Origin of the sequence: Succinimonas sp. (genome assembly GCF_045225735.1) — a bacterium.
Classification (GTDB): Bacteria; Pseudomonadota; Gammaproteobacteria; order Enterobacterales; family Succinivibrionaceae; genus Succinimonas.
Genome location: NZ_JBGVBR010000156.1, coordinates 1 through 13,116 on the forward strand (window position 1 = coordinate 1; position 13,116 = coordinate 13,116).

Genomic DNA, 13,116 nt, shown 5'->3' on the forward strand with positions numbered 1-13,116 from the left:
ACGGGACCAGGTCTTAATAGGCTTCTTGTCTCCGCTTTCCACCGCTTTCTCTACCTTCTGCAGCAAGGATTGGTCTATATAAGGACCTTTCTTGAGCGAACGTGGCATGGTAATACCTCTTAAAAAAATTACTTATCACGACGACGAACAATGTACTTGTCAGTACGCTTGTTCTTACGAGTCTTATAACCCTTGCACAGAGTGCCCCACGGGGATCTCGGCTGAATGCCCTTGTTACGGCCTTCACCACCGCCATGAGGGTGATCGATAGGGTTCATTGACATACCTCTTACGGTAGGACGAATGCCCAGCCAGCGCTTGGCGCCTGCCTTGCCGAGAGAGCGGAGCATATGCTCGCTGTTGCCTACTTCTCCGATGGTGGCTCTGCCGTCTGCGAGAACGCGGCGCATTTCACCGGAACGCATACGGAGGGTTACATACTGACCGTCGCGAGCCAGGATCTGGCAGAAAGCGCCGGCGGAACGGGCAAACTGAGCGCCCTTGCCCGGAACAAGCTCCACAGCATGAACATTGGTGCCCAGAGGAATGTTACGGAGAGGAAGGGTATTGCCCACCTTGATCTCGGCATGAGCTCCGGACATAACCTTATCACCCACAGCCAGGCCCTTAGGAGCAAGGATGTAGCTGCGCGCGCCGTCATCGTAGCAGATGAGAGCAATATTTGCACTGCGGTTAGGATCGTACTCGATACGCTCAACCTTGGCAGGAATATTGTCCTTAACGCGGAAGAAGTCAATAATACGATACCGCTGCTTATGACCGCCGCCGATGTGACGGGTGGTAATGCGGCCGGTGTTATTACGTCCGCCGGTCTTGCGCTTTGCAACTACCAGTCCCTGAAAAGGAGCTCCCTTGTAAAGACCAGGAGTTACAACCTTTACTACATGACGACGACCAGCAGAAGTCGGTTTGCACTTTACAATTGCCATAATCTGCTCCTATTCACCCTGTAAGTTAGTGGAGTCGAGAGACTGGCCAGGCATAAGAGTAACATATGCTTTCTTCCAATCCTGCCTGCGGCCGAGGTGTCTGCCAGTAGCCTTCATCTTGCCCTGTACATTCAGAGTGCAAACACTCTTAACCTTAACCTTGAAAATCTCTTCAACTGCCTTCTTGATTTCAGTCTTGTCAGCATTGGGGAGAACAGAAAACGCATAGGTGTTAAATGCATTAATTCTGGTGGTCTTCTCAGAGATAAGAACTCCCTTGATAATGCTGTACAGACGAGATTTATTCATAGACGAGCTCATCCTAACAACTCCTCAATCTTCTTAACGGCCGATGAAGTTACCAGCACTTTATCGTGAGCAATAAGGCTTACAGGATTGAATCCGCTGCCGTTAACTTCACATACATCAACCTTGTAAAGGTTACGAGCGGAAAGAACGAGATTCTCCTGATATTCATCAGTAACAATCAGAACATCCTTAAGCTGCATGTCATTAAGCTTCTGCTCGAGCTTCTTGGTCTTGATTTCGTCTACGGAGAAGCTGTCAACCACAACAAAGCGGTTCTGACGAACAAGTTCGGAAAGAATGCTCTTGATGGCTACGCGGTACATCTTGCGATTAACCTTCTGATCCCAATTCTGAGGACGGGCTGCAAAGGTGGTAGCGCCGCCGCGCCAGAGCGGAGAACGGATGGAGCCTGCGCGAGCGCGGCCGGTTCCCTTCTGACGGAAAGGCTTCTTGCCGCCGCCGGATACCTCAGAACGATTCTTCTGTCTCTTGCTTCCCTGACGTGCAGCGCTCATGTAAGCAACCACAACCTGATGAACAAGGGCTTCATTGTAGTCACGGCCGAAGGTGGTATCAGAAACCTGAATCGGGCCTGCGCCTAACATCTGTAATTCCATGATTTTTCCCTCGCTTACGCCTTAACACTAGGCTTTACAATAACGTCGCCGTTAATCGCGCCAGGAACAGCGCCCTTAATCAGGAGCACGTTACGGGCAGCATCAACACGAACTACGTTCAGACCCTGAACAGTAACTCTTTCGTTACCGAGACGGCCAACCATCTTCTTACCCTTGAACACATGCCCCGGGGTCTGATTCTGACCGATAGAGCCAGGAACGCGGTGAGAGCGGGAGTTACCGTGAGTCATGTCCTGAGTGCGGAAATTCCAGCGCTTAACAGTACCGGCGGTTCCCTTGCCCTTGGAGGTTCCGGTTACATCAACCTTCTGACCCTCGGCGAATAAATCAACCTTAACTTCTGAACCGACTGCGTAGTTGGCCAGATCTTCAGCTGCGAGACGGAATTCCCAGAGACCGCGGCCGGCCTCTACGTTTGCCTTCTTAAACACGCCGGCTTCCGGCTTGTTTACACGGCTTGCCTTCTTGGAACCAGTGGTAACCTGAATAGCAGTATAGCCGTCAGTCTCAACAGACTTAACCTGAGTTACGCGATTTGGTTCAACTTCAATAACAGTCACAGGGATAGACTTGCCATCTTGAGTAAAGATGCGGGTCATACCCAGCTTGCGACCGATTACGCCAATTGACATTATCTTCTACCTCATTAACCCAAGCTAATCTGAACATCAACACCAGCCGGAAGATCAAGACGCATAAGAGCATCTACGGTCTTGTCGGTGTGTTCTACGATATCCACAAGACGCTTGTGGGTGCGAATTTCGTACTGATCACGCGCATCTTTGTTAACGTGCGGAGAAATCAGCACGGTAAAACGTTCCTTGCGGGTAGGAAGCGGGATAGGACCGCGAACCTGCGCGCCGGTACGCTTTGCAGTTTCAACAATTTCCATAGTGGACTTGTCGATCAGACGATGATCGAAAGCCTTCAAACGGATACGAATTCTTTGGTTCTGCATTGTTTCAGAGCTCCAAATAAAAAAAGAACAAAAAGAATTTATCCGCCGCCTCGCTTTTGCTGCAAGGGGAGATAAATCCAACTGTAATCCCTGAATATCTCAGGGCTGTAATGCGCCATTGCGCAACACTGCAAGAAGCCGCCATGCTTTGCGAAGGAGCCTCAGGGCTGTCCTCCGGGTCACCCCAAAGGTCGAGCTCAGTGAATTATACTTAAAGAATCGCAGGAATCAAGAAAAATTTAACCCAAATCTCATTTTTCACATTGCTCTCCTTTTCCGCGCCTGTCATAACAGCAAAAAGGCAGCCCCAGGACTGCCTTTTTGCTGTCGTTACCTGAAGGTAATCAGACACCTCTGGCCGCAAGCTCCTTTTCCATGAACGCCACAGCTTCCTGAATTCTGTCCAGATTTACTCCGCCAAGCGCGGATCTCTTCCTCAGAATGGATTCAATTTGCAGAATCGGATATACGTCATCGGAGATCACTTGACTGAAGTTCCGGAACTCTGCGACCGTAAGATCCTCCAGTGGCTTCCCCTGGGAGATGGCATAAACCACGGCCCGGCCCACAATGCCGTGAGCCTCTCTGAAGGGCACCCCCTTCCCCACCAGATAGTCAGCCAGCTCCGTGGCATTGGAGTACCCGCCCTTGGCGGCGGCAAGGGTTTTCTCCTTTCTGACCTCCATGCCCTCAAATACCAGAGCGGCCATTTCCAAACAGTCATGCCAGGTGTCCAGAGCATCAAAGAGCCCTTCCTTGTCCTCCTGCATATCCTTGTCATAGGCCAGGGGCAGCGCCTTCAGAGTGGTCATCATTCCCATCTGATCTCCGAATACTCTGCCGGCCTTGCCGCGAATGAGTTCCAGTGCATCGGGATTTTTCTTCTGCGGCATCAGGGAGGAACCGGAAGTAACCTTGTCCGACAGTTCCACAAAGGCGGATTCGCCGCTGTTATAAATAATAAGATCCTCGGCCAGCCGGGAAAGATGGATCATTGAGATGGAGGCGCAGTTCATAATTTCCACAATATGATCCCGATCGGAAACGGAATCAAGACTGTTACGGGTGGCCCTGCTGAAGCCCAGATCCCGGGCCAGCTGCTCCCGATCCACAGGATAAGCGGTGCCGGCCAGCGCAGCGCTGCCCAGAGGACAGGCGTCCATCAGCGCCACGGCATTTTGAAGACGGTGATAATCCCGGTCAAACATTTCGCAGTAAGCCATGGCCCAATGTCCGAAGGTTATAGGCTGAGCGCGCTGCAAATGGGTATACCCCGGCATAACAGTGTCATAGTGCTTCCGGGCCGTGGCAGTCAGAACCTTCTCCAGATCCGTGATGGACTTCAGAAGCACCCGGCTCTGATCCCGGCACCACATTTTAATGTCCAGAGCCACCTGATCATTTCTGCTTCTGCCAGTATGAAGCTTTTTGCCCAGATCGCCCACCTTTTCAATAAGACGGCTTTCCACATAGGAATGAATATCCTCAAAGCCGGCATAGGCAATTTTTTCCGGATCCTGATGCACTTCATCCAGGAGCTCCGCGAGAGCCTTTTCCAGATTTTCCAGCTCTGCCGCGGAAATAATGCCCACGCTGTGAATCGCTTTGGCCCATCCCATGGATCCCTCGATATCCTGGATCGCCAGCCGGTAATCGAATACCAGAGAATCGTTAAATCTTTTGAATCTTTCGTCTGCCGCCTCGGTAAAACGGCCGCCCCATAATGCCATAGAATTATCCTCTTTTACGTAATTGCCAATGATACGCAGATATCAGGAAACACAATCCCGCTTTCCTGATCCTGAAGCAATGACCGAATCTTTGCTTCCTGAAAAAATCCCTGCTGATTAAAAATAAGCCCAGGGAAATCCTGAGCCTATTAAAAAACGCTATACTGCCGCGCGCGGGATCAGCATAATCCCGCAGTTCTCTCAGTCAGCCTTCTGATTTTTGGCATTAATGGCTCTGATGCGGGCCGGCAGAGAGTAAAGACGGATAAAGCCGTCTGCATCTGCCTGGTTGTAAACCTCATCCTCGCCAAAGGTGGCAAAATCAACATTGAAGAGACTGTGCGGAGACTTCTTCTGAATCGCGGTTACGCTGCCCTTGTAAAGCTTGAGCACTACCTCGCCGGTGCAGTCCTTCTCAATATCCTCGGCCGCAGCCAGAATAGCAGTGCGCAGGGGAGTAAACCAGCGTCCGTCATAAACAAGCTGAGCGAAATCCTCGGCGATCTTGTTGCGGAAGGAACGCACGGTCTTATCCAGCACCAGATCGTCAATGGCGCGCAGAGCTGCCATCATTACGGTGCCGCCCGGGGTTTCATAGCAACCGCGGGACTTCATGCCCACCAGTCTGTTTTCCACAATGTCAACCCGGCCCACGCCATGTCTGGCGGCAATCTCGTTCAGAGTCTTAAGGCAGTTGTATGCCGAAAGTTTCTGGCCGTTTACCCCGGTAACTTCGCCATGTTCAACGGTAACGCTGACCTCTTCCGGAATATCGGGAGCTTCCTCGGGCTTGACAGTCCAGGTCCACACGGCATCAGTAGCCTTGCTCCACGGATCCTCCAGCTCGCCGCCCTCGGTGGAAATGTGCCAGGCATTGGCGTCGCGGCTGTAGATCTTCTTAAGAGTGGCCTTGCAGGGAATATTGCGCTCGCTCAGGTAGTTCAGAAGATCCTCGCGGGAACGCATCTTCCAGATTCTCCACGGAGCGATAACCTGAAGCTGGGGAGCCAGAGCGGCAACAGCGCTCTCAAAACGCACCTGGTCATTGCCCTTACCGGTGCAGCCGTGAGCTACGGCATCGGCGCCTTCCTCAAGAGCGCATTCCACCATGGCCTTGGCGATTACCGGTCTGGCCATGGAGGTGCCTAAAAGATAGGAGCCTTCATAAACAGCGCCGGTCTTAATGGTGGGATAAACGTAATTCTTTACGAAATCTTCCCGGAGATCCTTGATAACGCACTTGCTGGCGCCGGACTGGAGAGCCTTCTGCTCAATGCCCTCAAGGTCATCAGCGCCCTGCCCGATATTGGCAACAAAGCAGACAACCTCGCAGTTATCATAGTTTTCCTTCAGCCAGGGCACGATGGAAGAGGTGTCAAGGCCACCTGAATATGCCAGTACTACTTTCTTTACAGCCATATATTAACTCCTAGATTGATTGAGCAATGTGCTTAAAATGGCAGCATGCACATGCATGCGGTTCTCTGCTTCATCATAAACGAGAGACATGGGCCCGTCCATGATTTCAGAAGTGATTTCATATTCGCGATGAGCCGGCTGGCAATGCAGCACCCAGGAAATCCCGGTTTTATCCAAAAGCTCCTTATTGATCTGGTACTTCATATAGCGCGCCTTTACCGCATCCAAAGGAGTGTCATCTCCCATGGATACCCAGGTATCGGTGTAGGCCACGTCATAACCGATCACGGCGTCCGCATCATCGGTTACCGCCAGTCTGGCGCCGGTTCTGGCGGCGATCTCCAGAGCCTTTTCGTAAATCTGCACGTCGGGACCGTAGCCCTTGGGGCAGACTGCGGTGACTGTAGCGCCTAGCTTGGCTCCGGTTATGAGAAGAGAATTGGTAACATTGTTGCCGTCGCCGAAATAGGCCAGCTTCACCTTGCTCAGGTCATCGTAATGTTCTCTGATGGTCTGAAAATCAGCCAGAGCCTGACCGGGATGATAAAGATCGCACAGGGCATTTACCACCGGCACCGTGCCGTATTTGGCCAGCTCTTCAATGGTGTCATGCCGGAAAACTCTGGCCACGATGCCGTCCGTCCAGCGGGAAAGGTTTCGGGCATAATCCTTGACGGTTTCCCGCTTCCCGATGGCGCCGTTTTGCTGATCAAGATAAAGAGCATGCCCGCCCAGCCGGCTCATGGCAATGTCAAAGGTGGTTCTGGTACGCAGCGAAGGCTTCTCAAAAAGAATTACAATGCTCTTTCCCTGCAAATCCGCGCGGTATTTTGCGGGATCCTTCTTCATGTCTCTGGCCAGATCCAGGAGATTCATCATATCCTCTGATGACCAGTCAAATCCTGTTAAAAAATGTTTCATAATTCAACCTGCAATAATAAATATTCTGGCAGCGATTACTCCGGCAGCGCCTGCTCCGGAAGCACCCTGGTGCCGATAGCCTCTCCGTTAAGCAGAGCGGTAATCTTGTCAGGATAGCGCCATGAAGCCACGCTGAGAGGCTTGTTAAGAATGCGGGCGGCATCCAGGGCTGCTTTAACCTTTACGGTCATGCCCCCGGAAATCACCCCTGAAGAAATCAGCGCATCCGCCTGTCCGGAGGTCATCTCCGGAATCAGCTTGCCGTCCCGATCCAGAATGCCGTCCACATCAGACAGAAGAGCCAGATCCGCCTTCAGGGAAATGGCCAAAGCCACAGCCGCCTGATCGGCATTCACATTCATGAGACGGCCGTCATCGGTAATGCCGATGGAGCTGAGCACCGGGAGGTAGCCGTGGGAAAGCAGCACCTCCAGAAGAGCCGGATCCCCCACAGCGGCATCGCCCACGGCGCCAAGCTCGGGATCCTTCTGTGTAACCCTGGTCATGCCGCCATCAGTAAGACAGAGTCCCACGGCATTTACCCCGAGCTCCCTGGCCTTCGCCAGCATCAGCTTGTTGGCAGTGCCGGCCAGAGCTCCGGTGATATAAGGAATCTGATCAAAGGGGGTAACTCTGAGGCCGTTCTTCTTTTCCGACTTAAGTCCCAGACGGCTTAAAAGATCGTCTACGAGACAGCCCCCGCCATGAACCAATACGATAGGCCGCTGATTCTTTTCCAGATAATTCCTGATACCGGTGTAAAGAGCAGTAAGAGCCTCGTCGTTTTCTATGAGAGCTCCTCCCAGCTTGATAATCAGAACATTGTCCACAATAAGCTCCTAAAGAAGTGATACGGTCTCGTCAAAACCAAAACGAATATTGATGCACTGCATGGTATGAGCAGCGGCGCCTTTCTGCAGATTGTCAATGGCCGAACAGACCACCAGGGTGTCATCCTCCCGCTGCCAGTGCACATCGCAGTACGGGGTCATCTCCACATCCTTCACGGCAGGCCAGTTAGGAACGATTCTGACAATGCGGGATCCGTCATATTTTGAGTGATAGGCGGCAGAAATCATTTCATCGGTCACCCCGTCCTTCAGAGTGACGTAAATGGTGGCCAGAATGCCCCGCTTGAAGTTGCCGAGGTGCGGCTGAAACAGCACCTTTGTCCCCAGATGATGACTGATCTCCGGACGGTGCCGGTGTCCGAACACGCCGTAGGCATTAAGACTGACCTCGCAGAAGCTGTTAGTGAGAGCAGCCTTTCTGCCGGAACCGGTAACACCGGAGACGGCATTGATAATCGGCATGGAACCTTCTTTGATCAGACCGGCTGCCATTAGGGGCTTCAGAGCCGTGAGGGATGCTGTGGGATAGCAGCCGGCCACGGCAATAAGACGGGCCTTTTTAATCAGTTCGGCATTCCACTCCGCCTCGCCGTAAACAGCCTCCTCCAGATACTTCAGGTTTTCATGCTCAAAACCGTAATACTTCGGATAAAACACCGCATCATTTACCCGATAGGCTCCCGACAAATCAAAAACGGTCAGTCCGGCATCCACCAGCTCGGGAACTAGACGCATGCTGACAATGTGAGCCGTGGCCAGGCATACAATATCGTTATTTTTCTTGAGATCAGCCAGATTGTCAGCATTCAGGGGCTTTAGCTCAATATCGGTAAAGCCGCGCATTCTGGGATAAAGATCTGAAAGAATTTTGCCGGCGTCCTGGCTGTTTTCAGAAACATAAACCCCGTTCAGCTTTAATTCCGGATGTTTCGCCACCAGCAATGATAAATCCGCGCCGGCATAGCCGCTGGCTCCTATTACAGCAACATTAAGCATTCTTGCATTCCTGTCTTGATGATGAAAGTCATGGCGGTATAACTGCCGGCCGCCGTCCGTCATATGATTTTACGCCTGTTTGCGATTAATAAAAAAGACATCCGGCAATTACCCTTCTTACAGGGGCATATTATTACATAATTATGCAAGAAAAGTGCATAATTATGTAATTTTTCGCAAAACTTCTCCTGAAAAGCGATTTTTCCGCCCCAAAAACGTTTTTACACGTAAAATTTTCAGTGTCCTCCCCACGGAGACTTCAAGAAAAAACTGTTTACAGGTACCAATTGTCATGAACCGCGAAAGATTTTTAAAGCTATACCGGGAGATCATTGCCATTAACTCCTCCAGTTCCGAAAAGCCTGAAGAGGATGTCTCCAATGAAAAGGTCATCGATCTCCTGATCTCCTGGCTGACTCCTCTGGGATTCTCCGCCGCAAAGATCCCTGTTCCGGGAACCCGGAACAAATTCAACCTGATTGCCAAATACGGCACCGGATCGGGAGGGCTGGCCTTTTCCGGACATACCGACACCGTGCCGGCCAATACCGCCCTTTGGTCATCTTCCCCGTTTCAGACCGAAATCCGGAACAATCGCCTATACGGTCTTGGGGTTATCGACATGAAGGGCTTTTTTGTCTTCGTGATGGAAACTCTGCTCTCTCTGGATCTCACGAAACTCCAAAAGCCGGTCTGGGTGCTGGCCACCGCAGACGAAGAAACCACCATGAACGGCGCCATTCACCTGGCCAAACACCTCGGCGCTGCTCCTGAAAAGCCCGATATGATAATCATCGGAGAACCCACCTCCATGGTTCCGGTGGTAATGCACAAGGGCCAGCTGGTGCAGGTAATCAAATGCAGCGGCATCGGGGGCCATGCCTCAAATCCCGGCAAGGGTCTCTCAGCCATAAAAATCCTCCACAAATGCATGACCGAGCTTTACCGGTTGGAGGAACAGCTCAGGGAATACGCCCGGGAGGAGCTTTTTGAAGTACCCTGCCCCACCCTGAATATCGGCGAAATCAAAGGAGGCGATGCTCCCAACAAAATTGCGGATCATGCGGAGCTGGTTTTTGAGGCGCGACTGATGCCGGAGGCCGATTCCCATATTATCAGAAAGCTTACCCGGGAAGCGCTGGCTCCGGTGCTGGCCGCATATCCCGGAAGGATCACCCTGGAGGATGCCTATCCCCCCACAGAGGCCTTTGCCGGCAAAATTCCCGCAGTCCTGCGGGATCTCCTGAGAGAGGTTTCCGGCAAAGAACCCGTGGCCGTCAACTATGCCACCGAGGCCACTTATTTTCAGACCGTGGCCGCCACGGCGGTCATGGGGCCCGGGAGCATCGACATGGCACACCAGCCTGATGAGTATCTGGATCTCAGCGAAGCGGAGCATGGTCTCGAGACTTTGCGGTCTCTTTTGCTTAAAACGGTTTTTTAAATCCTTACTTGCATTTAAACCCCAAATAGAAAGGGCGGGAATAAATCCCGCCCTCTTTTCTTAACCCGCGTTATTACATCTTCGCAGGTTACCTATGGCTTACAAAGTTTTCCTGTCCGGAAACTGCCGCGGAGTATCAGCGCTCAGCCCAGATGGAAAGCGCCTGCGGAATGGCAGAGCTGTTCTGCTCCACGCTGCCGTCATCCACATGGTAGCCGCTCACCACCTTGACCATGTTATCAACACCGGTAATGGCCGCAGCGCTCTTGGAGCTGTTAAGAACAACCTTAATCTTGGACCAGGAATCGTTAACAGCAGCGCCGTTGATATCAAATACCACTACCTCTTCGGTGCTCTGACCGTCGAGAGTTATGTTGGCAAAAATATCAGCAGCAGTGGTCATGCGGAATGCCGGATGATCCTTCCTCATCTTAATGAGAGCAGCATAAGCATCATTCACAGTCTTCCATTCGCCAGCCTTAAGATCCCACTTGAAGTCATTGGCTCCGGATGTGGTCTTATAGGTATTCCACATCGGGCTGTCACCGGAGGTGCCGGCTGCAGCCTTGGTTCTGCCGAATTCTTCGCCGCCATGAATGAAGGACATGCCCTGGCTTACCAGCACGATGGCATTGGCATAGGTCTGGAGCTTCTTCTTTTCGTCAGCATCGGTAACGCCGGCTGCTTCAATCTTGTCGCGAAGAGCAAGGTTGTCGTGAGCGGTTATATAGGAAACAGCCTGTTCCGGATCAGTGAAGCCCTGGGCAGTCCAGACATCGGTGCCGGTGGCCTCTTGATGACGGGCGCCGCCTCTGACGCTCATGAACACGCATTCCTTGTTACCGTTGAGAGCAACATCATTCTCGTCTGTGCCGTTGCCGTCCCAGCCGTCATTGACCTTGTTAAACACAAAGCCCAATGCCTCGCCGTCATCGCTGGATCCCTTGAGACAGTTTCTGATACGGTTATTGAAGACGCCTACGTGAGCATTGGCAGACTGCTGACGTACGGTACCGGTACGAACAGGGTTCGGTACCTCATCGCTGCCGCCGACAGCATCCCAGGGCTCGCCGTAAATCAGGAGGTTGGCATCAGGATGGGCATTGTTGAGGTACTCGCCCCAGTCGGAGAAGTCCTTCATGGTGAAGGAACCGGCAAGGTCAAGTCTGAAGCCGTCAATATGGAACTCGGAAACCCAGTAATCCATGGAATCACGGATCATCATCCACACCATATTGTTGTCGGCCTTAACAGTATTGCCGCACCCGGTAATATCAGCCTTGAGATAGTACTTATCGGTAATCTTCTCGAATACGCTCTTATCGAAGGTATGGTTATAAACCACGTCCATAATTACCCGAATGCCATTCTTGTGGAATTCGTTAACCATGGTCTTTACTTCCTGGATCTTAGTCCGGTAATCATTCGTGCCGAAGGCCGAAGAATAACGGGTTTCCGGGACATTGTAATTCCAGGGATCATAGCCCCAGTTGTAGCAATTTGCCTTGCCGGTGGGCACGTTGGCGCTTTCATCGGAGCAGGTGGCAAAATCGTACATGGGCTGGATCTGCACGTGGGTTACGCCCAGTTCCTTGAGGTGATCAATACCGGTGGTTACTCCCTTGTACTTGGTGCCGGTCTGAACCATGCCCAGGTACAGACCCTTCTTATCATCATCTACACCGGAGGTGGGGTCGATGGTGAAATCGCGGACATGAACCTCATAGATTACGGCATCCTCTCTGTTGGCGAGATTAGGAGCGGTTACCCATTCGCCGCCTGCAGGCAGAATGGCTTCCGTGTTCATTACCACGTTGGCCATATTGCTCTGCGCATCCTTGGCAATCATCTTGCCGTAAGGATCCCGCACTTCAGTACCATCCACCAGGAACTGATATTCCTTTCCGTCCAGATCTCCCTCTACAGTGGCTTCATAAACACTGGAGTAGCAGTTAACCTTAGCCGGAGACATCTTGTGTTCTTCGCCGTCAACCTTGACTGCCACATTGGTAGCATCCGGAGACCAGATGCGGAATACGGTCTTGTCGGAGGAATAGATAGCGCCCAGAGTTTCCGCGGACTTTTCCAGACGGCACTTGGGATCCTTGGAGGCAAAGGTTTTAACAATATTAATGGTGGCGGTGGTATCGTTGTACTTAACGGTAAGCTTGGTGGACTTCTTCTCGCCGTCCTTAACCTTAATATTATCACCCACTCTGATCATCTGACCGTTGGTATAGGAGCCGGAGGTTACCGGAGCGGCCGCTTCATCAGTGCCCTGAAGAGCAGCATCAGCGCCGATCCCGAAGGTGCCTTCGGATTGCTCGTTTACACCAGCGCCGGACATCAAAAGAGAAATAACAGCGTAGCCAGTATCAGGGTTACCGGAAATCTCGTTGATTTCGATGGTGTCTCCGTCCCGCAGAATCTTGCCGGAAACGGAATCAAAAATATAAGCGCTGTCTGTGATCACCTGACCCGGGACGCTGACACCGCACTCGCGGCCGGAAACCATGGTGCCGGTATGATCGTCAGTCATTTTCAGGCAGAGGGTATTTGCTGAGAATACATTGCCGTCACCGGTCTGAGATCCGTTATTGTTATTTGCAATGACATTATATTTACCAGCCGGATCAAATCCTGCCTGAGCGGAAAGATCAATGGTATAAACGGGCTGATTGCAGGTATCAAGTCTTGCAGCCTGAGTTCCGGGCCAGCCGCCTAAAAGCTCGCTGTCTCCGTAAATATAGGCATTAGTATCATCACCGTAGTAATCACCGTGAATAACCAGGGTGGAATCAGTAACCTCGCAGCCCGCTTCCGGATCACCCGGATCCAGATACATATGAGCCCGGTCAATGGTATCAAGCACTACCGCATTCCAGTCATCAGCTGCGGGA

General features: G+C 51.9%; 13 protein-coding genes. 1 reads left to right on the top strand and 12 read right to left on the bottom strand.

From position 1 onward, the window contains the following. The 11 genes from ACJROR_RS05560 to argC form a co-directional block, all read right to left on the bottom strand. The coding region (locus ACJROR_RS05560; protein ID WP_406546232.1) for a ribosomal protein S19 family protein at window positions 1-108 on the bottom strand (108 nt) is incomplete at its 3' end. A 20-nt stretch (window positions 109-128) separates the two neighbouring features. Beyond that, complete coding sequence (gene rplB / locus ACJROR_RS05565) at window positions 129-950, bottom strand: 50S ribosomal protein L2 (protein ID WP_406042607.1); 822 nt, start codon at window positions 948-950, stop codon at window positions 129-131. 9 nt (window positions 951-959) lie between these two features. Next, the gene (gene rplW, locus ACJROR_RS05570) at window positions 960-1,259 is read right to left on the bottom strand and encodes a 50S ribosomal protein L23 (RefSeq protein WP_406546226.1); all 300 of its coding nucleotides are present in this window, start codon (window positions 1,257-1,259) and stop codon (window positions 960-962) included. Between the two features lie 8 nt (window positions 1,260-1,267). Next, complete coding sequence (gene rplD / locus ACJROR_RS05575) at window positions 1,268-1,876, bottom strand: 50S ribosomal protein L4 (protein ID WP_406042603.1); 609 nt, start codon at window positions 1,874-1,876, stop codon at window positions 1,268-1,270. Between the two features lie 14 nt (window positions 1,877-1,890). Beyond that, window positions 1,891-2,529 (bottom strand): 50S ribosomal protein L3, encoded by a 639-nt coding sequence (gene rplC, locus ACJROR_RS05580; protein WP_406042601.1) that lies wholly within the window; start codon window positions 2,527-2,529, stop codon window positions 1,891-1,893. Between the two features lie 14 nt (window positions 2,530-2,543). After that, the gene (gene rpsJ, locus ACJROR_RS05585; protein ID WP_406042709.1) at window positions 2,544-2,855 is read right to left on the bottom strand and encodes a 30S ribosomal protein S10; all 312 of its coding nucleotides are present in this window, start codon (window positions 2,853-2,855) and stop codon (window positions 2,544-2,546) included. A gap of 344 nt (window positions 2,856-3,199) precedes the next feature. Next, window positions 3,200-4,585, bottom strand: a complete 1,386-nt coding sequence (gene argH / locus ACJROR_RS05590; protein WP_406546227.1) for an argininosuccinate lyase — start codon at window positions 4,583-4,585, stop codon at window positions 3,200-3,202. Between the two features lie 201 nt (window positions 4,586-4,786). Beyond that, entirely contained in the window at window positions 4,787-6,004 is a 1,218-nt protein-coding gene (locus tag ACJROR_RS05595; protein ID WP_406546228.1) for an argininosuccinate synthase, read from the bottom strand. A gap of 3 nt (window positions 6,005-6,007) precedes the next feature. Further along, a complete protein-coding gene (locus ACJROR_RS05600) occupies window positions 6,008-6,925 on the bottom strand; it encodes an ornithine carbamoyltransferase (RefSeq protein WP_406042595.1) in 918 nt (305 codons plus the stop codon). Window positions 6,926-6,960: 35 nt separating this feature from the next. Then, on the bottom strand, window positions 6,961-7,758 hold the full coding sequence (gene argB / locus ACJROR_RS05605) for an acetylglutamate kinase (protein WP_406546233.1): 798 nt from the start codon (window positions 7,756-7,758) through the stop codon (window positions 6,961-6,963). 6 nt (window positions 7,759-7,764) lie between these two features. Then, complete coding sequence (gene argC, locus ACJROR_RS05610; protein ID WP_406546229.1) at window positions 7,765-8,772, bottom strand: N-acetyl-gamma-glutamyl-phosphate reductase; 1,008 nt, start codon at window positions 8,770-8,772, stop codon at window positions 7,765-7,767. Between the two features lie 292 nt (window positions 8,773-9,064). Here argC and argE point away from each other — a divergent pair, with 292 nt between their 5' ends. After that, a complete protein-coding gene (gene argE, locus ACJROR_RS05615; RefSeq protein WP_406546230.1) occupies window positions 9,065-10,216 on the top strand; it encodes an acetylornithine deacetylase in 1,152 nt (383 codons plus the stop codon). A 136-nt stretch (window positions 10,217-10,352) separates the two neighbouring features. On the opposite strand, the gene ACJROR_RS05620 is transcribed toward argE, so the two are convergent. Continuing rightward, on the bottom strand, window positions 10,353-13,116 hold a 2,764-nt coding region (locus ACJROR_RS05620), incomplete at its 5' end, for an alpha-amylase family glycosyl hydrolase (protein WP_406546231.1).

Coding starts and splice junctions, on each gene's coding strand:
- rplC (WP_406042601.1), bottom strand. CDS start 2,529: ATGTCAATTGGCGTAATCGGTCGCAAGCTGGGTATGACCCGCATCTTT.
- rplW (WP_406546226.1), bottom strand. CDS start 1,259: ATGAATAAATCTCGTCTGTACAGCATTATCAAGGGAGTTCTTATCTCT.
- argE (WP_406546230.1), top strand. CDS start 9,065: ATGAACCGCGAAAGATTTTTAAAGCTATACCGGGAGATCATTGCCATT.
- argH (WP_406546227.1), bottom strand. CDS start 4,585: ATGGCATTATGGGGCGGCCGTTTTACCGAGGCGGCAGACGAAAGATTC.
- argC (WP_406546229.1), bottom strand. CDS start 8,772: ATGCTTAATGTTGCTGTAATAGGAGCCAGCGGCTATGCCGGCGCGGAT.
- ACJROR_RS05600 (WP_406042595.1), bottom strand. CDS start 6,925: ATGAAACATTTTTTAACAGGATTTGACTGGTCATCAGAGGATATGATG.
- rplB (WP_406042607.1), bottom strand. CDS start 950: ATGGCAATTGTAAAGTGCAAACCGACTTCTGCTGGTCGTCGTCATGTA.
- rpsJ (WP_406042709.1), bottom strand. CDS start 2,855: ATGCAGAACCAAAGAATTCGTATCCGTTTGAAGGCTTTCGATCATCGT.
- rplD (WP_406042603.1), bottom strand. CDS start 1,876: ATGGAATTACAGATGTTAGGCGCAGGCCCGATTCAGGTTTCTGATACC.
- ACJROR_RS05595 (WP_406546228.1), bottom strand. CDS start 6,004: ATGGCTGTAAAGAAAGTAGTACTGGCATATTCAGGTGGCCTTGACACC.